The sequence below is a fragment of the Micromonospora parva genome (assembly GCF_000718515.1).
Lineage (GTDB): Bacteria > Actinomycetota > Actinomycetes > Mycobacteriales > Micromonosporaceae > Micromonospora > Micromonospora parva.
Map to the genome: position 1 here is coordinate 42,235 of NZ_JNZS01000030.1, position 18,259 is coordinate 60,493.

Annotated in this window: 17 protein-coding genes; 11 read left to right on the top strand and 6 right to left on the bottom strand. The window is 72.0% G+C overall.

Translation table 11 applies throughout. The annotated features are described in order from the left end of the window. Positions 1–71 precede the first annotated feature (71 nt). Entirely contained in the window at positions 72–1,805 is a 1,734-nt protein-coding gene (locus tag IF22_RS0128875) for a DEAD/DEAH box helicase (protein WP_030337429.1), read from the top strand. 274 nt (positions 1,806–2,079) lie between these two features. Here IF22_RS0128875 and IF22_RS0128880 read toward each other — a convergent pair whose 3' ends face one another. Both IF22_RS0128880 and IF22_RS0128885 read right to left on the bottom strand, forming a co-directional pair. Beyond that, positions 2,080–2,313: a DUF7455 domain-containing protein gene (locus tag IF22_RS0128880; RefSeq protein ID WP_030337431.1), complete on the bottom strand. Its 234-nt coding sequence runs from the start codon at positions 2,311–2,313 to the stop codon at positions 2,080–2,082. Between the two features lie 245 nt (positions 2,314–2,558). Continuing rightward, complete coding sequence (locus tag IF22_RS0128885) at positions 2,559–4,169, bottom strand: RNA polymerase sigma factor (protein ID WP_030337433.1); 1,611 nt, start codon at positions 4,167–4,169, stop codon at positions 2,559–2,561. 659 nt (positions 4,170–4,828) lie between these two features. Here IF22_RS0128885 and IF22_RS0128890 point away from each other — a divergent pair. Continuing rightward, positions 4,829–5,647 (top strand): inositol monophosphatase family protein, encoded by an 819-nt coding sequence (locus IF22_RS0128890; protein ID WP_030337435.1) that lies wholly within the window; start codon positions 4,829–4,831, stop codon positions 5,645–5,647. Between the two features lie 19 nt (positions 5,648–5,666). On the opposite strand, the gene IF22_RS0128895 is transcribed toward IF22_RS0128890, so the two are convergent. After that, on the bottom strand, positions 5,667–6,179 hold the full coding sequence (locus IF22_RS0128895; RefSeq protein WP_030337437.1) for a LytR C-terminal domain-containing protein: 513 nt from the start codon (positions 6,177–6,179) through the stop codon (positions 5,667–5,669). Positions 6,180–6,612: 433 nt separating this feature from the next. Between IF22_RS0128895 and IF22_RS0128900 the strand changes: the two genes are divergently transcribed. Both IF22_RS0128900 and IF22_RS0128905 read left to right on the top strand, forming a co-directional pair. After that, the gene (locus IF22_RS0128900) at positions 6,613–6,909 is read left to right on the top strand and encodes a DUF4193 domain-containing protein (RefSeq protein WP_007075406.1); all 297 of its coding nucleotides are present in this window, start codon (positions 6,613–6,615) and stop codon (positions 6,907–6,909) included. A 115-nt stretch (positions 6,910–7,024) separates the two neighbouring features. Then, positions 7,025–7,930 (top strand): hypothetical protein, encoded by a 906-nt coding sequence (locus IF22_RS0128905; RefSeq protein ID WP_081884135.1) that lies wholly within the window; start codon positions 7,025–7,027, stop codon positions 7,928–7,930. A 101-nt stretch (positions 7,931–8,031) separates the two neighbouring features. Here the strand turns inward: IF22_RS0128905 and IF22_RS0128910 are convergent, their stop codons facing one another. Next, on the bottom strand, positions 8,032–8,565 hold the full coding sequence (locus tag IF22_RS0128910) for a DUF3093 domain-containing protein (RefSeq protein ID WP_400447366.1): 534 nt from the start codon (positions 8,563–8,565) through the stop codon (positions 8,032–8,034). Between the two features lie 84 nt (positions 8,566–8,649). Here IF22_RS0128910 and dut point away from each other — a divergent pair, with 84 nt between their 5' ends. From dut to IF22_RS0128930, 4 genes are all read left to right on the top strand, one after another. Next, positions 8,650–9,186, top strand: coding sequence for a dUTP diphosphatase (dut, locus tag IF22_RS0128915; RefSeq protein WP_036412536.1), 537 nt, complete (start codon positions 8,650–8,652; stop codon positions 9,184–9,186). 25 nt (positions 9,187–9,211) lie between these two features. Continuing rightward, entirely contained in the window at positions 9,212–9,874 is a 663-nt protein-coding gene (locus tag IF22_RS0128920) for a DUF3710 domain-containing protein (protein WP_030337444.1), read from the top strand. Positions 9,875–9,988: 114 nt separating this feature from the next. Next, positions 9,989–10,369, top strand: coding sequence for an OB-fold nucleic acid binding domain-containing protein (locus IF22_RS0128925; protein ID WP_030337446.1), 381 nt, complete (start codon positions 9,989–9,991; stop codon positions 10,367–10,369). Positions 10,370–10,394: 25 nt separating this feature from the next. Next, on the top strand, positions 10,395–11,078 hold the full coding sequence (locus IF22_RS0128930; RefSeq protein WP_030337448.1) for a DUF3159 domain-containing protein: 684 nt from the start codon (positions 10,395–10,397) through the stop codon (positions 11,076–11,078). 40 nt (positions 11,079–11,118) lie between these two features. Here IF22_RS0128930 and IF22_RS0128935 read toward each other — a convergent pair whose 3' ends face one another. Both IF22_RS0128935 and IF22_RS0128940 read right to left on the bottom strand, forming a co-directional pair. Continuing rightward, the gene (locus IF22_RS0128935) at positions 11,119–11,808 is read right to left on the bottom strand and encodes a potassium channel family protein (RefSeq protein ID WP_030337449.1); all 690 of its coding nucleotides are present in this window, start codon (positions 11,806–11,808) and stop codon (positions 11,119–11,121) included. A 2-nt stretch (positions 11,809–11,810) separates the two neighbouring features. Next, positions 11,811–12,476 carry a potassium channel family protein gene (locus tag IF22_RS0128940; RefSeq protein ID WP_030337451.1) on the bottom strand — a complete coding sequence of 222 codons (666 nt, stop codon included), beginning with the start codon at positions 12,474–12,476 and terminating at the stop codon, positions 11,811–11,813. A gap of 164 nt (positions 12,477–12,640) precedes the next feature. Here IF22_RS0128940 and IF22_RS0128945 point away from each other — a divergent pair, with 164 nt between their 5' ends. From IF22_RS0128945 to dxs, 3 genes are all read left to right on the top strand, one after another. Beyond that, complete coding sequence (locus IF22_RS0128945) at positions 12,641–14,728, top strand: APC family permease (protein WP_051708850.1); 2,088 nt, start codon at positions 12,641–12,643, stop codon at positions 14,726–14,728. Positions 14,729–14,783: 55 nt separating this feature from the next. Further along, the gene (locus IF22_RS0128950) at positions 14,784–16,010 is read left to right on the top strand and encodes a class I SAM-dependent RNA methyltransferase (RefSeq protein ID WP_030337454.1); all 1,227 of its coding nucleotides are present in this window, start codon (positions 14,784–14,786) and stop codon (positions 16,008–16,010) included. 138 nt (positions 16,011–16,148) lie between these two features. Next, a complete protein-coding gene (gene dxs / locus IF22_RS0128955; RefSeq protein ID WP_030337456.1) occupies positions 16,149–18,095 on the top strand; it encodes a 1-deoxy-D-xylulose-5-phosphate synthase in 1,947 nt (648 codons plus the stop codon). The last annotated feature ends 164 nt before the right edge of the window (positions 18,096–18,259 follow it).

Sequence of the window (18,259 nt, forward strand, 5' to 3'; positions counted from 1 at the left end):
TTTTCATGGGCGGCGGATACTCGTGGCCCTCGCCCGGGGTCCGCCGTCGTGCGGTCGGAGAGGAGCTTCGCGTGGCAGCCCGGACGCCGGTGCTTGAGACGTTCCCGGCACTTCGCGCCTGGCAGCGCAAGGCCCTGGTGGAGTACCTGCGGCGGCGCAGCGAGGATTTCACGGCGGTCGCCACGCCGGGCGCCGGCAAGACCACCTTCGCCCTGCGGATCGCTGCGGAACTGCTCGGCGACGGCACCGTCGAGGCGGTCACCGTGGTCGCGCCCACCGAGCACCTGAAGAACCAGTGGTCCGAAGCCGCGGCGCGGGTGGGCATCCAGCTCGACGCCGCCTTCCGCAACGCCGACCTGCACTCCGCCGCCGACTTCCACGGCGCGGTGGTCACCTACGCCCAGGTGGGCATGGCGCCGCAGGTGCACCGGCGGCGCACCATGACCCGGCGCACCCTGGTCATCCTCGACGAGATCCACCACGCCGGCGACTCCCGGTCCTGGGGCGACGGGGTGAAGGCCGCCTTCGAACCCGCCGTACGCCGGTTGATGCTCACCGGGACGCCGTTCCGCTCCGACGACAACCCGATCCCGTTCGTCAGCTACGAGCGGGGCGGGGACGGGCTCCTGCGTTCCCGCGCCGACTCGGTGTATGGCTACTCCGACGCCCTGCGCGACGGCGTGGTCCGGCCGGTGCTCTTCCTGGCGTACTCCGGGGAGACCCGCTGGCGTACCAACGCGGGGGAGGAGCTGGCGGCGCGCCTGGGTGAGCCGATGACCCAGGACCTGGTGGCGCAGGCGTGGCGTACCGCCCTGGACCCGGCCGGTGACTGGATGCCGCAGGTGCTGCGGGCCGCCGACGCCCGACTCACCGTGCTGCGCAACGCCGGCATGGCCGACGCCGGTGGTCTGATCATCGCCACCGACCAGCAGACCGCCCGCTCGTACGCCAAGCTGATCGAGCAGGTGACCGGCGAGAAGGCCGCCGTGGTGCTCTCCGACGACCAGGGCGCGTCCGCCCGGATCGCGACGTTCGCGGCGTCCGAGCAGCGCTGGCTGGTCGCGGTGCGGATGGTGTCCGAAGGGGTCGACATCCCGCGACTGGCGGTCGGGGTCTACGCCACGAGCGCCAGTACGCCGCTCTACTTCGCCCAGGCGATCGGCCGGTTCGTGCGGGCCCGTCGGCCGGGGGAGACCGCGTCGGTCTTCCTGCCCAGCGTGCCGCACCTGCTCGGGTTGGCCAGCGAGATGGAGACCGAGCGCGACCACGTCCTCGGCAAACCCAAGGAAGCCGACGGTTTCGACGACGACCTGCTGGAACGTGCCCAGCGCGACGAGCAGGCCAGCGGGGAGTTGGAGAAGCGGTTCGCGGCGCTCTCGGCCACCGCCGAGCTGGACCAGGTGATCTTCGACGGCGCGTCGTTCGGTACCGCTGCCCAGGCCGGCACCCCCGAAGAGGAGGAGTACCTCGGCCTGCCCGGCCTGCTCACCGCCGACCAGGTGTCGCTGCTGCTGACCAAGCGGCAGGCCGCACAGCTGGCCGCCCAACGCCGTCGTACGGCCGACAGGGCCGCTGAGCCGGCCGCTGCGCCCACCGCGGCGCCCCCGGCACCCATGAGCGCCGCCCAGCGTCGGGTGGCGCTCCGGCGTCAACTGAACGCCCTCGTGGCCGCCCGACACCACCGCACCGGCCAGCCGCACGGCAAGATCCATGCCGAACTGCGCCGGCTCTGCGGCGGCCCGCCGAGCGCCCAGGCCACCATCGAGCAGCTCGAGGAACGCATCGCCACCGTGCAGACCCTCTAGCACGCCGGCCGCCGGGCAGGCGCCGGGCTGGGCTGGGCTGGCTGGGGCCGGGCTGGCTGGCGCCGGGCCGGGCTGGCTGCTTGATCAACTCGGTTTCCTGAAAAACGCGGTGTCCGCGCGAGGTGGACAGCGCGACTTCCGTGAAACCGAGTGGATCACCGTGCCCTGCCGCCGCTGAGGATCGCCTGCCCGGATGCCCGACGCACGTTTGGACCGAAAAGCCGGCCGGAGGCACCCTCTGGGTGCCTCCGGCCGGCTATGTCGGTTTGCGGATTTAGTTCGCCATCAGATCGGCGCCACGCCAGCTGAAATCGGGCTCCGTAGCGAACCGCTCGGTGATCTTCACGAGATCCTCCGCGTACTTGTTCGCGTGGTGCCCGCAGAACACCAGCTCGCTCCCACCCGCCAGAGTGATCCGGAGCTTCCCGGCAGCATTGCAGCGGTCGCACCGTTCATCGGCGGCTGGGGGCGCCACCGTCTCGGGCGGCGGCGTGAGGGTCGGGGTCATCGCCTTCCTCCTCTGGTCGTCACCGATGAACAATCTCTTCGGTCGTTGCTCACCTATCGTGCAACACCCTTACTAGGCACTGCCTTCCCTGTGTGCCCGCGGGGGACCGAGGTCACACCTGGAAGGGACAGTGTGCCGTGCACCCAGGGTGCCACGTCAACGATCACATTCGTGCATCCGGACGATCACCATCTGGTGTTGCACACCAGGTGGTCAAAACGACACGTTGGGTTGACGAAACCCGCTCAGTCCAGGTAATCCCTGAGGACCTGCGACCGGGACGGGTGACGCAGCTTCGACATCGTCTTGGACTCGATCTGCCGGATCCGCTCCCGGGTCACCCCGTAGACCTGGCCGATCTCGTCGAGCGTCCGAGGCTGGCCGTCGGTCAGGCCGAAGCGCAGGCGTACCACACCCGCCTCACGCTCGGAGAGCGTCTGCAGCACCTGCTGGAGCTGGTCCTGCAGGAGCGAGAAGGAAACCGCGTCGACCGCAACCACGGCCTCGGAATCCTCGATGAAGTCGCCGAGCTGGCTGTCGCCCTCGTCGCCGATGGTCTGGTCCAGTGAAATGGGCTCCCGAGCGTACTGCTGGATCTCCAGCACCTTCTCGGGTGTGATGTCCATCTCCTTGGCCAGCTCCTCCGGAGTGGGCTCGCGGCCCAGATCCTGGAGCAGCTCACGCTGTATGCGGCCGAGCTTGTTGATGACCTCGACCATGTGCACCGGGATGCGGATGGTACGGGCCTGATCGGCCATTGCTCGGGTGATGGCCTGTCGGATCCACCAGGTGGCGTACGTGGAGAACTTGTAGCCCTTGGTGTAGTCGAACTTCTCGACCGCCCGGATCAGGCCGAGGTTGCCCTCCTGGATCAGGTCGAGGAAGGCCATGCCACGGCCGGTGTAGCGCTTGGCCAGCGACACCACCAGTCGGAGGTTCGCCTCCAGGAGGTGGTTCTTGGCCCGCTCGCCGTCCCGGGAGATCCAGCCCAGGTCACGGACCATCTCCCGGACGAGCTTCTCCTCGCCCTCGTCGGCGGCCCGCAGCCGCTCGGCGGCGTAGAGCCCGGCCTCGATCCGCTTGGCCAGTTCCACCTCCTGCTCGGCGTTGAGCAGCGGAACCTTGCCGATCTGCTTCAGGTACGCCCGCACGGAGTCGGCGGAGGCGGTCAGCTCGGCGTCACGTCGCGCCTGCTTGAGGGCCTCGGACTCCTCGTCGTCCCACTCGAAGTCGTTGTCGGTCGCCGAGGCGGCGGCGTCGGTCTCGGCGGCCTGGGCCAGCTCGGCCGGCTCCTCGACCACCACATCCTCGATCGCGGCGGCCAGCTCCTCCGGGTCGATCTCGCCCTCGGCGCCCTCGCCCTTGGCCTTGCCGGCGGCCTTGGTCGGCTTGGCTCCGGCAGCCGCTGCCACCGTCGCCTTGGTGGCTCGGGTCGACCGGGTCGCCTTCGCCGGCGTCGCCGCGGCGGCCTCGGCGGCGGTGCCGGTCGCCTTGCGGGCGGCCACCTTGCGCGGGCCCGGCGTCGACGGGGCGTCGTCGGCGGCGGGCGCCTGCTTCGGGGCCGGCGCGGCTGCCTTCTTGGTGGTCTTGGCGGTGGTGGCCCGGGACGCCGGCGTGGTCGAGCGGGCCGCGGCGACGCGGCGACGGGTGCTCGCCGAGCCGTCCACCACGACGGTCACTCCCGCCTCGGAGAGCGCCCGCAGGATCTTCTTGGCCTGGGCCGGAGTCACCTCGGCGGACTCGACGGTGCGCGCGAGCTGGGCCGACGTGAGCTGGCCACCGGCGCTCTGCGCGTGGGCGATCAGGGTGTCGGTGAGCGAGCGAACGTCGGCGCCGGGCTGGCGGGGTTCTGTCACGAATGACCTTCCGGAGGCGAAGAGCGGGCACGGCGTGTTCGTCCAGCGCAGCGAGGGTTACCGTGCCGGGCGATGTGGTTGAGGGACCCCCGTGTCACGGTCCGGCCGGTGATCGGCGGTCCGTGCCGCGTGGGCAGGGGTGAATTGTAACGCCGTCTGCGGCGATCATCCTGCTCCGCACCGCGTACCGCCGGTGGGGACCGTCAGCGCGGCGGAGATGTTGGCTTCGCGGTAATGATAGCCGCGTGGCCGGCGAAGGGCGCCCGTCGTCGAGCCCGGCGGTGCGCAGATCGTGTCCGAACCGCCGCCTGAGCAGCGGGTACGCGGTTGGTGCGGTGGTGGCGAGGGTGCCGGCGGGGATCACCGGGACCACCGGCGGCCTGGCCGGTGGTGGCCCCACCAGGTCGCGGTTGGGCAACGGTTGCGAGCTGAGCATGGACAGGGCGGTAAGCACTTAAGCGACATTACCAACCTAAAGGGGCATATTTGCTGAGGTTGGCCCGGTCAGTCCGCGCCTGTGGGCCAGGTGGCCCCGCAGGGGGATGCCCTGCGCAAACATCCCGGTCTGGTGCCGTCGCACCGCGTGGGGAACGATGATCTTCGGAAGCCGGGTCGCCAGTTCCACCCACCTGCACCCGGCGTGCGGAAAGAGGCGAATCATGACCAACTCGGCTACGCCGCCGTCGGAGCTGCTGGCCATCGCGCTGGAGGTCGCCCGGGACGCGGCGGACACCGCGTACCGGATGCGCGCCGAGGGGGTCGTCGTGGCCGCCACCAAGAGCACCGTCACCGACGTGGTCACCGCCGCCGACCGGGCGGTGGAGCGGCAGATCCTCGACGCGCTGGCCGCGCTCCGCCCGGACGACTCGGTGCTCGGCGAGGAGTACGGCGAGGGGACCTCCGACGCGGGGCGCAGCGGGGTGCGCTGGATCGTCGACCCGATCGACGGCACCGTGAACTACCTGTACGGGCTGCCGCACTCGGCGGTCTCGCTGGCTGCCGAGGTGGACGGGGTGGTGGTCGCCGGCGTCGTGCGCAACGTGAGCACCGGCGAGGAGTGGACCGCCACGGCCGGCGGCGGTGCCTGGCGCGACGGCGTCCGGCTGCACTGCTCCGTCGAGGTCGACCTGGGGCAGGCGCTGGTCGGCACCGGCTTCGGCTACGACGCCGCCCGCCGGGCGCACCAGGCGCGGGTGGTGGCCGGGCTGATCGCACACGTGCGGGACATCCGTCGGCTCGGCGCCGCCGCGCTGGACCTCTGCCTGGTCGCCGAGGGGCGCCTCGACGCGTACTTCGAGAAGGGTCTTGCGGCCTGGGACCTGGCGGCGGGCGGGCTGGTGGCCGCCGAGGCGGGGGTTCGGGTCGCCGGCCTGGCCGGTCGACCGCCCGGGCCGGACCTGGTGGTCGCGGCCCCGCCCGCGCTCTTCGCGCCGCTGCACGATCGGCTGGCCGCCCTGGACGCGTCCGGCGGTCCCTGACGCCGGGGCGGTTACGCCGTCACTTGGCGGGTGGGGACGGGCAGGAGCCCTTGGGCGCCACCGGCGGGCCCGAGTCGCCGAGGGACTGGTTGACCTCGGTCGTGGTGGCGAGCTGCTGGAAGCGGTTGCCCAGCACCACGTCCACGGTGTCGTCGGTGCGCTTCGGGTCGTAGCCCGGCACGGCGTTGTTGAGGAAGTACGCCTGGAGCAGGTGCGCGGAACCGACGCCCTTCGGGCCGAACCGCAGCACCGCGACGCTGTCGACCTTCTTTTCGTTCCCGGTCTTCTTGACCTGGAACTGTCGGTTGCTGAACTCGTCGGCGACGGTGTGGGCGAGGCCGGGCTGGTCTGTGGCGTTGAATACGTTGATCTTGACGTCCTTGCGCTCGCGCAGGGTCAGATCCGCCAGTGGCCAACCCTCGGGGCAACCCGCCGCGGTGCCCGCGTTGCCCTGGCTGTCGCGGACCACGGCGACGACGACGAAGACCAGGGCGATGACCGCCAACAGGCCGACGACGACGAGTGCTCGCACGCGCGCAAAACTCATCAGGGCACTCCCCGGACCTCAGGTGGGTGGTGACGGCCAGGAACGATCGCTCAGGCCGCCGGCCGTCGAATACGCCGCTGAGGTTAACGGTTGTCCGGCCGTCGCGTGGAAACAGCCCGACATGCCGGCGCGGCGACCGCGAACCGGGTACTACTACCCCTATCTTCGTGTCGCCTGAATCACATTGGGAACAACTTCGCGTGCGGGGGCGTACATCTCAGCCGCAAGGGCGGTATACATGCCTCGCCCAAGGGGGGGTAAGGTTCCGCGCTCGCAGGGGAGTCGCCCCAGCGAGCTCGACCCGTTCGGTCCTCGGGTCGGGTGCCCGACACAAGTGGTGGCCGGCCAGCGGAACCGAAACAGCGTCGTCCGGCGTTACAACCGGAAGCGACAACATCGATATGGGAGAGTGAAACCGATGGCCACCGACTACGACGCCCCGCGTCGCGACGAGGTCGACCTCGGCGAGGACAGCCTGGAAGAGCTCAAGGCACGGCGCGTCGACTCACAGTCGGGCGCGGTGGATGTCGACGAGGCCGAGGTGGCCGAGAGCTTCGAGCTGCCCGGTGCCGATCTGGCCGACGAGGAGCTCACGGTCAAGGTGCTTCCGATGCAGCAGGACGAGTTCAGGTGCGCCCGCTGCTTCCTGGTCCACCACCGTAGCCAGCTGGCGGTCGAGCGCAACGGCGAGCTGATCTGCCGCGAGTGCGTCTGACAACCACGACACGGCGGCGGCCTCCGGAACGGGGCCGCCGCTGCCGGTGTAGGCATGCGTCAGCGGTGGGTACCTGCTTGACTCGTAGCGGGTAGCCACAGCACCGGGAGGTCCGATGAGCGATCGAGGCGGCACCACCGATGGCGGCACGGACGGCCTCGGCGCCACCGGTGGTGCGAGTGACGTCAGGGCCCCTGGTGGCGCGGGTGATCCTGGCGCCGACGGCGATGCGAGCGGCCTCGGTACTGACGGCGGCGCGAGCGACCTTGGTGCCACCGTCGCGGCGTTGACAGCTGACGACATCGAGCCGGCCCGTCGCCGCCAACTGCTGACCCGGATGGTCGGGCAGGCCCGCGCACGAGGCGTCTCCGACCTGTTCAAGCCCCGCGCCGCCGTGCGGTGGATGGTCGACACCGTCGCCGAGATCGCCCCGCACGTGCCGGTACGGGACCTGGACGCCCTGCGCCGGCACTTCCCCGGCCTGGACGACGCCGCCCTGGCCGACAGGCTCATCCGCAACGCGTCGAGGACCACCGCAGCGATCGGCGCGGCCGGCGGGGGTGTCGCCGCCGTCGAGTGGACTGTCGCCCCGACCCTGCTCTCCGCGCCGGTGCTGCTCGCCGCCGAGACCGTGGCTGTGGTGGCGGTGGAGCTGAAACTGGTGGGCGAGCTGCACGAGATCCACGGGGTGGCGCTGCCGACCGGCGGCAGCCAACGGGCGGTCGCCCTGGTGCATTCCTGGGCCACCCAGCGGGGCGTCAACCCGATGGTGCCCGGCGTGGGTGTGGGAGCGATCCTCGGCACCGCCGCCCGCAAGGAACTCCGCGACATGCTGCTGCGGCGGTTCGGTCGCAACCTCACCACGCTCGGGCCGTTCCTGACCGGCGCTGCGGTGGCCAGCTTCCTCAACCGCCGGGCCACTCAGCAGATGGCCGAACAACTCCAGGTCGACCTGCGTCGGCGGGGCATCGCCCGGCCCGCGCCACCGACGGCCCTCCCGGGCCCGCCAACCGGCACCTGAGCCCGCCTTCGCCGTCCGGGGCGGGACCCTGAGCCCGCCTTCGCCGTCCGGTCTGAGCGGGGCCTTCCGGCCGTCGGGTCAGGCCGGTTTCCGGCGTCGGGTCAGGCCGGCTCGCCCGCCGTCGGGTGGGACTGCGTCAGGGCGTCCCGCGCGGCCAGCACCGCCTCGGCCAGCTCGACCGGGTGGCGGGTGCTGACCACCCAGAACGGGGTCGGGTCCGCCGGATCGTTGAGGATCACCTGCACGGCGCCACCGATCCATGGTCGCTGTACCACGAAGGCGAGCGGGTCCGCGCCGACGCCGAGCACCTCACGTCGGCCGGCCACGTCCAGCGGCACCACGTCGGCCACGAAACGTACCGGCAGGCGGGCGTCGTCCACCCGCAGCTCGCCATCGGCCACCCCGACCCGGATCCGGCCCAGCCACCACAGCCCGGCCGCGGTGAGCGGCACCAGCACGACGAACGGCAGCCAGGCGCGGACGCCGGAGGCGCCCATCCAGATCTCGACGGCCAGCAACGCGGCGGCCACCAGCCCGGCCAGCCACAGCCACCAGGGCAGATCCAGCCGCTCGGCGTACGCCGCACGGGCGGCGACGGGCGGCTGATCGGCGGACGGGGAGGACGACATGCTCACTCCTGCGAGGGTACGGCGCACGGCGGCGCGACGAACCGGCAGGATGGCAGGGTCACCCCGCGAACCGGACGGAAGAGGGGACCCGTGACCGACGTCGTACCCGTGCCCGTGCAGCTGCTCGACAGCGAGCTGCCGCTGCCCACGTACGCCCATCCCGGCGACGCCGGGGCCGACCTGGTGGCGGCCGCGGACGTGGAGCTGCCGCCCGGTGGTCGTGCCCTGGTGCCCACCGGGGTGGCCATCGCGTTGCCCGAGGGGTACGTGGGCCTGGTCCATCCGCGCTCCGGTCTGGCGGCCAGGCTCGGCGTGACGGTGCTCAACGCGCCCGGTACGGTCGACGCCGGCTACCGGGGTGAGATCCTGGTCAACCTGATCAATCATGATCGGGATGTGCCGGCGAAGATCTCCCGCGGCGACCGGATCGCGCAGCTCGTGGTCCAGCAGGTCGCACGGGCGCGGTTCGAGCCGGTGGTCGAGCTGCCCGCGTCCCGGCGTGGGACCGGTGGGCACGGGTCCACCGGTGGGCACGCCGGGCTGGTGCCGTCGCCGACGGGTCAGGACCGGGTCGAGCGGCGGCCGAGCGAGCCGGGCCGCGGGCAGACGGAAGAGGTGGCAGGGTGAGTGTGAACAGCGGAGGGCAGGCGCAGTGATCTTCTCCCGAAAGCGGGCCGACGCCGAGCGGCAGACCCGTGACGAGCGGGTTACCCAGGTCCCGGACCAGGGCGATGCGGCGCCGACGCTGGAGCGCGGCCCGTACGACATCTCCGAGAGCTACGACGACGTGCAGCGCCTCGACCTCGGCAGCCTGCACATCCCGGCGATCGCCGACGTCGAGGTGCGGGTGCAGGCCGACCCGCAGGGTGTGATCCAGCAGGTGGTGCTGGTGCACGGCGACAACGCGCTCCAGCTGGGCGTCTTCGCCGCCCCCCGGTCCGAGGGGATCTGGGACGAGGTGCGCGAGGAGATCCGGCAGTCGCTGCTCCGCGACGGCGCGAGCGCGCAGGAGGTCGCCGGCGAGTACGGCCCGGAGCTGCACGCCCAGGTGCGTACCCCGGACGGCACCACGAACCTGCGGTTCGTCGGAATCGACGGGCCGCGCTGGATGGTCCGTGGCGTGTTCCAGGGCCCGGTGGCCACCGACCCGGCCCTGGGCGGGCCGCTCGTCGAGTGCCTGGACGGCCTGGTGGTCGACCGTGGGCAGGAGGCGAAGCCGGTCCGCGAGCCGCTGCCGCTGCGGTTGCCCCGGGAGGTCGCCGACCAGGCCGCGGCCGAGGCGGACGACGCCGCCGCCGCACCGCGTCAGGTCTGACCCGCGCGCACCGGCCCGCCGGAACCAGCCCCGTCGGCGTACGCTGGCGGGACGGTTCCGGCGCCGCCGGGGCCGGCCGGGAACGGCGAGCGTGGAGAGGGTGACGCGGAGGTCATGACGGCCGACGAGAGCCGGGTGTCGCTGCGGCGCATCCTGCAGAGGTTCACCGCCAGCGAGGCCGAGATCGAGGCGCAGGAGCTGCGTCGGGAGAGCGCCGAGTGTGGCGGGATCCCCGCCCAGCAGTGCTCCCGGGGGCAGATGGTCTCGGTCGCCGGTCGGTTGCGCACCGTGGTCTACACCCCGCGCACCAACCTGCCCACCCTTGAGGCCGACCTGTACGACGGCAGTGACGTGGTCACTCTCGTCTGGCTGGGTCGGCGGCACATCGCCGGGATCGAGCCGGGCCGGCACCTGACCGCCCGTGGCCGGGTGGCGGTGCGCGACGACCGCAAGGTCATCTACAACCCCTACTACGAGCTGGACTCGCCCAAGTGACGACACTGCGGACGAAAGGCCGGCGATGACGACGGGACAGGACCGGGCGGCACAGCCCGAGACGGGCCCTCAGGACGAGGAGCGGCTGCCGACGATCGCCGAGCAGATGGCCGACCAGCTCGGCGGCTGGCGCGGGTTGGTCGAGTCGAGCATCCCGGTCGTCGTCTTCGTCCTCGCCAACATCATCGGCGAGCTGCGGCCGGCGGTGATCGCCTCGGTCTCCGTCGCGGTGCTGATCGCCGGGGTGCGGTTGGCTCAACGCCGGCCCGTCCGGCACGCCGTCAACGGGCTCTTCGGTGTCGGTGTCGGCGCGGCCATCGCGTGGCGCACCGGCAACGAACGTGACTTCTACCTCCCCGGCATCCTCTACGGCATCGGGTACGGCGTGGCCCTGCTGATCTCGGCCGCGATCCGGCAGCCGCTGGTGGGCTGGATCTGGTCGGTGCTGGTCGCCAAGGGCCGTTCGGAGTGGCGCAGCGACCCGAAGCTGGTCCGCACCTTCACCCAGCTGACAGTGCTCTGGGGTGTGGTCTGGCTGGCCAAGGTGGGCGTGCAGGCCGGGCTCTACCTGGCCCACCAGGACACCGCGCTGGGTGTGGCCCGGCTGGCGCTGGGCTACCCGCCGTACGCGCTGCTGCTGCTGATCACGGTCTGGACGGTTCGCCGGGTCACCCGGGAGTCGTCGCCGGCCCCGCTGCCCAGCGCCTGAGCGAGGCCGGGCCACCCGGCCGCTCACTGCGGCCCTGCGGTCAGCGGGAGCCGCGGGTCCGTTCGACGCTGTCCGCCCCGAGGATCACCGCGCGAACGTCGTCCTCCACCTCGGCGGTGCAGACGAAGATCAGCTCGTCGCCGGCCTCGATCGGGTCGTCCGGGCTCGGCACCAGGACCCGCTTGCCGCGCAGGATCGCCACCAGCGCGGAGTCACGGGGCAGCGGCACCGCGTGGATCGGTTGACCCACGTACGGGGCGGTCGGCGGCAGGGTGATCTCGACCAGGTTCGCCTCACCCTGCCGGAAGGTCATCAGCCGGACCAGGTCGCCGACGGTGACCGCCTCCTCGACCAGTGCGGCCATCACCCGCGGCTTGCTCACCGCGACGTCCACGCCCCACTGCTCGGTGAACAGCCACTCGTTCTCGGCCCGGTTGACCCGGGCGACCACCCGGGGCACCGCGAACTCGGTCTTGGCCAACAGCGACAGCACCAAATTGGTCTTGTCGTCGCCGGTCGCCGCGACCACGACGTCGCACCCGGCGACGTCGGCCTCCTCCAGGCTGGTCAGCTCGCACGCGTCGGCCAGCACCCACTCGGCGTCCGGCACCCGGTCCGGGCGCAGCATCTTGGGCTGGCGCTCGATCAGCATCACCTGGTGGCCGTTGTCGATCAACTCCTGGGCGATCGAGCGGCCCACGTTGCCCGCGCCAGCGATGGCGACTCGCATGGTCAGTGCCCTCCTTCCGGCGCCGTCGCCGCCACCGACGTGACCGTCGCCACGATGTCGTCGCTGACCAGCATGAACACCTGGTCACCCTCTTGCAGGACGGTGGAGCCGGTGGGCAGCGTGCCGATGCCGAAGCGGATCAGGTAGGCCACCCGCGCTCCGGCCGCCTCCTCCAGGGTCCGCACCGGTCGACCGATCCAGTCCTTGTGCACCGGCACCTCGACGATCGACACGGTGCTCGTGGGGTCGCGGAAGATCTCCACGTTGCCCTCCGGCACCAGGTGTCGCAGCATCCGGTCCGCCGTCCACCGCACCGTCGCCACGGTGGGGATGCCCAGCCGCTCGTAGACCTGTGCCCGGCGCTGGTCGTAGATGCGGGCGGCGACCCGGGACACGCCGAACGTCTCGCGGGCCAGCCGGGCCGAGATGATGTTGGAGTTGTCGCCGCTCGACACCGCCGCGAAGGCGTCAGCGCGTTCGATGCCGGCCTGCCGGAGCACCTCGCCGTCGAAACCGGCACCGGTCACCGTGATCCCGGCGAAGTCGGGGCCGAGCCGGCGGAAGGCGTCGGCGTCCTGGTCGATCACCGATACCGAGTGCCCTCGGGACTCCAGGCTGTGGGCGAGGGTCGACCCGACCCGACCACACCCCATGATCACGACGTGCACGCTGTCCCTCCCAAGGTGCGCACCACTCCCGCTGCCGGTGGCCTTCCGAGTGCGAGCCTGCCACGTCCCGGTCGCGAGCGGGGACCGACCGTACCCCGCCGTGCTGAACGGCCGTGATCGCCCACCCCCGCGCCCCCGCCGTGGTGGTCGTACCCTTGGCGTTCGTGGCCAGTCCCACCTCGCTGCTGAAGCGGCTTCTGCTCGGTCGACCGTTCCGGTCCGACCGGCTGCAGCACACCCTCCTGCCGAAGCGCATCGCGCTTCCCGTCTTCGCCTCCGACGCGCTGTCCAGCGTCGCGTACGCGCCCGACGAGATCCTGTTGACCCTGTCCATCGCCGGTGCCTCCGCGTACGTCTTCTCGCCGTGGATCGCCCTGGCCGTGGTCGTGGTCATGCTCACCGTGGTGGCCAGCTACCGGCAGAACGTGCACGCCTACCCGTCCGGTGGTGGTGACTACGAGGTGGCCACCGTCAACCTGGGTCCGAAGTTCGGCGTCGGGGTGGCCAGCGCGTTGCTCGTCGACTACGTGCTCACGGTGGCGGTGTCGGTCTCCTCCGGGGTGGCCAACCTGGGCTCGGTCGTGCCGTTCGTGGCCACCCACAAGGTCCTGATCGCGGTGAGCGCGGTGGTCCTGCTGAGCGCGGTCAACCTGCGCGGTCTGCGCGAGTCGGGCACCGCGTTCGCCATCCCCACCTACGGCTTCGTCATCGTGATGGGCGGGATGCTGCTCACCGGGCTGTTCCGGGTCTTCGTGCTGGGTGACGAGCTCCGCGCGCCGAGCGCCGACCTGGTCATCCAGGCCGAGCACAGTGTGACCGGTTTCGCGCTCATCTTCCTGCTGCTGCGGACGTTCAGCTCGGGCGCCGCCGCGCTCACCGGCGTGGAGGCGATCTCCAACGGGGTCCCCGCGTTCAAGGCGCCGAAGAGCCGCAACGCCGCCACCACCCTGCTGCTGCTCGGCAGCATCTCGGTGAGCATGCTGGTCGGCATCATCTGGCTGGCCCGTCTGACCCACCTGCAGTTCGTCGAGGATCCGGGCCTGCAGATCGTCGCCGGCCCCGAGGGGTACGTGCAGAAGACGGTCACCACCCAGCTCGGCGAGACGGTCTTCGGGTCCGGGTCGATCCTGCTCTACGTGGTGGCCGGGATGACCGCCCTCATCCTGTTCCTGGCCGCCAACACCGCGTTCAACGGGTTCCCGGTGCTCGGCTCGATCCTCGCCCAGGACCGCTACCTGCCCCGGCAGTTCCACACCCGGGGTGACCGGCTGGCGTTCTCCAACGGCATCGTCTTCCTGGCCCTCTTCGCGATCGTGCTGATCGTCGGCTTCCAGGCCGAGGTGACCCGACTCATCCAGCTCTACATCGTCGGGGTGTTCGTCTCGTTCACCGTCTCCCAGGCCGGCATGATCCGGCACTGGAACCGGCACCTGCGTACCGAGCGGGACCCGGAGGCGCGCCGCCGGATGCACCGGTCGCGGGCCATCAACACGTTCGGCGCGGGCCTGACCGGCGCGGTGTTGGTGATCGTCCTGATCACCAAGTTCCTGCTCGGCGCGTGGATCGCGATCGCCGCGATGGCGGTGATCTACGTGTTGATGCTGGCCATCCGCCGGCACTACGACCGGATCGCCGTGGAGCTGACGCCGCCGGATGAGGGCCGGGCCGTGCTGCCCGCCCGCAACCACGCGATCGTGCTGGTCAGCAAGCTGCACCAGCCGACGCTGCGGGCCATCGCCTACGCCCGCGCCACCCGACCGGACACGCTGACCGCGGTGACCGTCAACGTCGACGAGTCGGACACCCGGGACCTGCAGGCCGACTGGGAGCGCCGGGAGATGGCGATCCCGCTCACCGTTGTCGACTCGCCGTACCGGGAGATCACCCGGCCGATCCTGGACTTCGTCGCCTCCACCCGCCGCAAGTCGCCCCGCGACGTGGTCACCGTGTTCATTCCGGAGTACGTGGTCGGCCGGTGGTGGGAGAACCTGCTGCACAACCAGAGCGCGCTGCGCCTCAAGGGCCGGCTGCTCTTCGAACCGGGGGTGATGGTGGTCAGCGTGCCGTGGCAGCTCGCGTCGACGGCGAGCAAGAACCTGGACCGGCTGGACGCCACGCTGTCCCGGACCCCGGCGCGCGGGCCGCGCAGCGCCGTCCCGCCGCCGGTCGCCGTGCCGCCGGTGGTCGCCGCGCCGTCCGGCGAGGGTGAGCAGCGCGGAGGTAGTGCGACGAGGGGGAACACCAGTGACTGAGCCGGGCAGTCGGACCGCGACACCTCGGACGCCGTCGGCGTCGGGTTCCTCGGCCCTGGAGCGGGGCCTGGCCGAGGCGGACCGGGTCGAGCTGACCGTCGACGCGGTCGCCCCGGGCGGGCACTGTGTGGCCCGGGTGGACGGGCAGGTGGTCTTCGTCCGGCACGCGCTGCCGGGTGAGCGGGTCATCGCCGAGGTCACCGAGGTGCACAAGGGGTTCGTCCGGGCCGACGCGGTGACAGTGCTGGACCCCTCACCGGACCGGGTCGAGCCACCCTGCCCGTACGCGAAGCCGGGCGCCTGCGGTGGCTGCGACCTTCAACACGTCGCCCCGGCCGCACAGCTGGCCTGGAAGACGGCCGTGGTGCGCGAACAGCTGGTCCGCCTCGGCGGGCTGACCGACGTCGAACTGGACCGGCTCGGCGTCCGGGTCGAGGCGCTGCCCGGCGGGCTGCTGGGTTGGCGCTCCCGGGTCCGTTACGCGGTCGACGGCGCGGACCGGGCCGGACTGCTCAAGCACCGCTCGCACGAGGTGGTGCCGATCGACAGGTGCCGGATCGCCCACCCGGCCATCCAGGAGCTGCCGGTGCTCACCCCCACCGGCGCGCGCTGGCCGGCCGCCGAGGCGGTGGAGACCGTCGCCAGCACCGGAGGGGACGTGACAGTCACCGAGCTGCGCGACGGGGTGCCCACCCCGGTCAGTGGCCCGACCGAGGTCCGCGAGGTCGCCGCCGGACGGGACTGGACGCTGCCCGCGTCCGCGTTCTGGCAGGTGCACCCGGCTGCGGCGGACACCCTCGCCACCGCGGTGCTGGAGATGCTGGACCCGCAGCCGGGCGAGACCGCCTGGGACCTCTACGGCGGTGCGGGGCTGTTCGCCGCCGGGCTGGCCGCACGGGTCGGCGCGACCGGGCGGGTGACGCTTGTCGAAGCGGCGGCGCAGGGTGTCACCGCCGCCCGGGAGAACCTCGCCGACCTGCCCACCGTCGAGGTGGTCGCGGCCCGGGTGGAGACCGCGCTGGCCCGCCGACGGATAACCGGCCCGGTCGACGTGGTGGTGCTCGACCCGCCGCGCTCCGGGGCCGGCGCCCCGGTCGTCCGCGCGTTGGCCGCCGCCGGCCCCCGGGCTGTCGCGTACGTGGCCTGCGACCCGGCGGCGTTCGCCCGGGACGTGCGCACCTTCGCCGACCTCGGGTGGCGGCTGGCGGCGCTGCGGGGCTTCGACCTCTTCCCGATGACCCAGCACGTCGAGCAGGTCGGGCTGCTGCTCCCGCCGGCCTGAGCGGGAGTGTCGCCGGCCACCCGAGGATCGCCGGCCGGCGCCTGACCGGTTGCTCAGCCGCCAACTCCCCGCCCGGCCGGGGTGGCCGGGGCTCGGGCCGAGCTGCGGAGTACCGGGCGGCCGATAGACTCTCCGGTCATGAGTGTTGAAGAGGACACGGCCAACCACGGCCGGCTGCTGGGGACGGTTCGCGGTCCGCAGGACGTCAAGCGGATGTCCGGCGAGGAGCTGGACGTCCTCGCCGCCGAGATCCGGGACTTCCTGATCACCAAGGTGTCCCGTACCGGCGGGCACGTCGGGCCCAACCTCGGTGTGGTCGAGCTGACGCTCGCCATGCATCGCGTCTTCGACTCCCCCCGGGACCGGCTCCTGTTCGACACCGGCCACCAGGCGTACGTACACAAGATCATTACCGGGCGTCAGGCCGGCTTCGACAAGCTCCGCCAGCGCGGTGGCCTCTCCGGCTACCCCAGCCAGGCCGAGAGCGAGCACGACCTCATCGAGAACTCGCACGCCTCCACCGCGCTCTCCTACGCCGACGGCCTGGCCAAGGCGTACGCCCTGCGGGGCGAGGCGCGCAGCGTGGTGGCGGTGGTCGGCGACGGCGCCCTGACCGGCGGCATGTGCTGGGAGGCGCTGAACAACATCGCCACCGCCGGCAACTCGCTGGTCATCGTGGTCAACGACAACGGCCGGTCGTACTCGCCGACCATCGGCGGCCTGGCCGACCACCTCTCCTCACTGCGCCTCAACCCCGGCTACGAGAAGGTCCTCGACACCGTCAAGGACGCCCTCGGCTCCACCCCGCTGGTCGGCAAGCCCATGTACGAGGTGCTGCACGCCGTCAAGAAGGGCATCAAGGACGCGGTCGCCCCGCAGGCCATGTTCGAGGACCTCGGCATCAAGTACGTGGGCCCGGTGGACGGGCACGACGTGGCGGCGGTCGAGGCGGCGCTGCGCGCGGCCAAGAACTTCGGCGGCCCGGTGATCGTGCACGCCGTCACCCGCAAGGGGTACGGCTACCGCCCGGCCGAGGAGGACGAGGCGGACTGCCTGCACGGCCCCGGCGGCGCCTTCGACGTGGAGACCGGCGCGCTGCTGGCCGCCCCGGCCGTGAAGTGGACGCACGTCTTCGCCGACGAGCTGCTCGCCGTCGCCGACGAGCGTCCGGACGTGGTGGGCATCACCGCCGCGATGGCCGAGCCGACCGGCATCGCCAAGCTGGCCCGCAAGTACCCCGAGCGGGTGTACGACGTGGGCATCGCCGAGCAGCACGCCGCCACCTCGGCGGCCGGGTTGGCGCTCGGCGGGCTGCACCCGGTGGTCGCTGTTTACGCCACCTTCCTCAACCGCGCCTTCGACCAGGTCCTGCTGGACGTGGCGATGCACAAGCTGCCGGTGACCTTCGTGCTGGACCGGGCGGGCATCACCGGCCCGGACGGCCCCAGCCACTACGGCATCTGGGACATGTCGGTCTTCGGTGTGGTGCCGGGGCTGCGGATCGCCGCACCCCGCGACGCCGCCACCCTGCGCGAGGAGCTGCGCGAGGCGCTGGCCGTCGACGACGGCCCGACAGTGGTGCGGTTCCCGACCGGCACCGTCGCCGCGGACCTGCCGGCGCTGCGCCGGGTCGGCCCGGTCGACGTGCTGGCCGAGTCCGCCCGTACCGACGTGCTGCTCGTCGCCGTCGGCTCCTTCGGCCAACTGGGCATGGAGGTGGCCGCCCGGGTCGCCGAGCAGGGCTACGGGGTCACCGTCGTGGACCCGCGCTGGGTGCGTCCGGTCCCGGCGGAGCTGGTCGACCTGGCCGCCCGCCACCGGCTCGTGGTCAGCGTCGAGGACGGTGTCCGGGTCGGCGGTGTGGGTGACGCGCTCGCCCAGGCGATGCGGGACGCCGACGTCCGGGTGCCGCTCAAGGACCTGGGTGTGCCGGCCGGGTGGCACCCGCACGGCACCCGCGCGCAGATCCTCGCCGACCTGGGCCTGACCGCCCAGGACGTGGCCCGCGACGTCACCGGCTGGATCTCCAGCCTGGACGCCACCCCGGACCGCCTCACCGCCAGCGACGCGGCCGCACAGAACTGACCCGCACACGACGACGGGCGCCCCGCACGGGGCGCCCGCCGTCGCGTCTACCCACCCTCGTCCTGCTCGCCGATCTTGCACTTTCGGTTGACGTAATGCCCCTTGAGCCCCGATTTGTCGCCGCAGAAAGTGCAAGATCGCGGGGCGGGAGAGGGGGCGAGGGG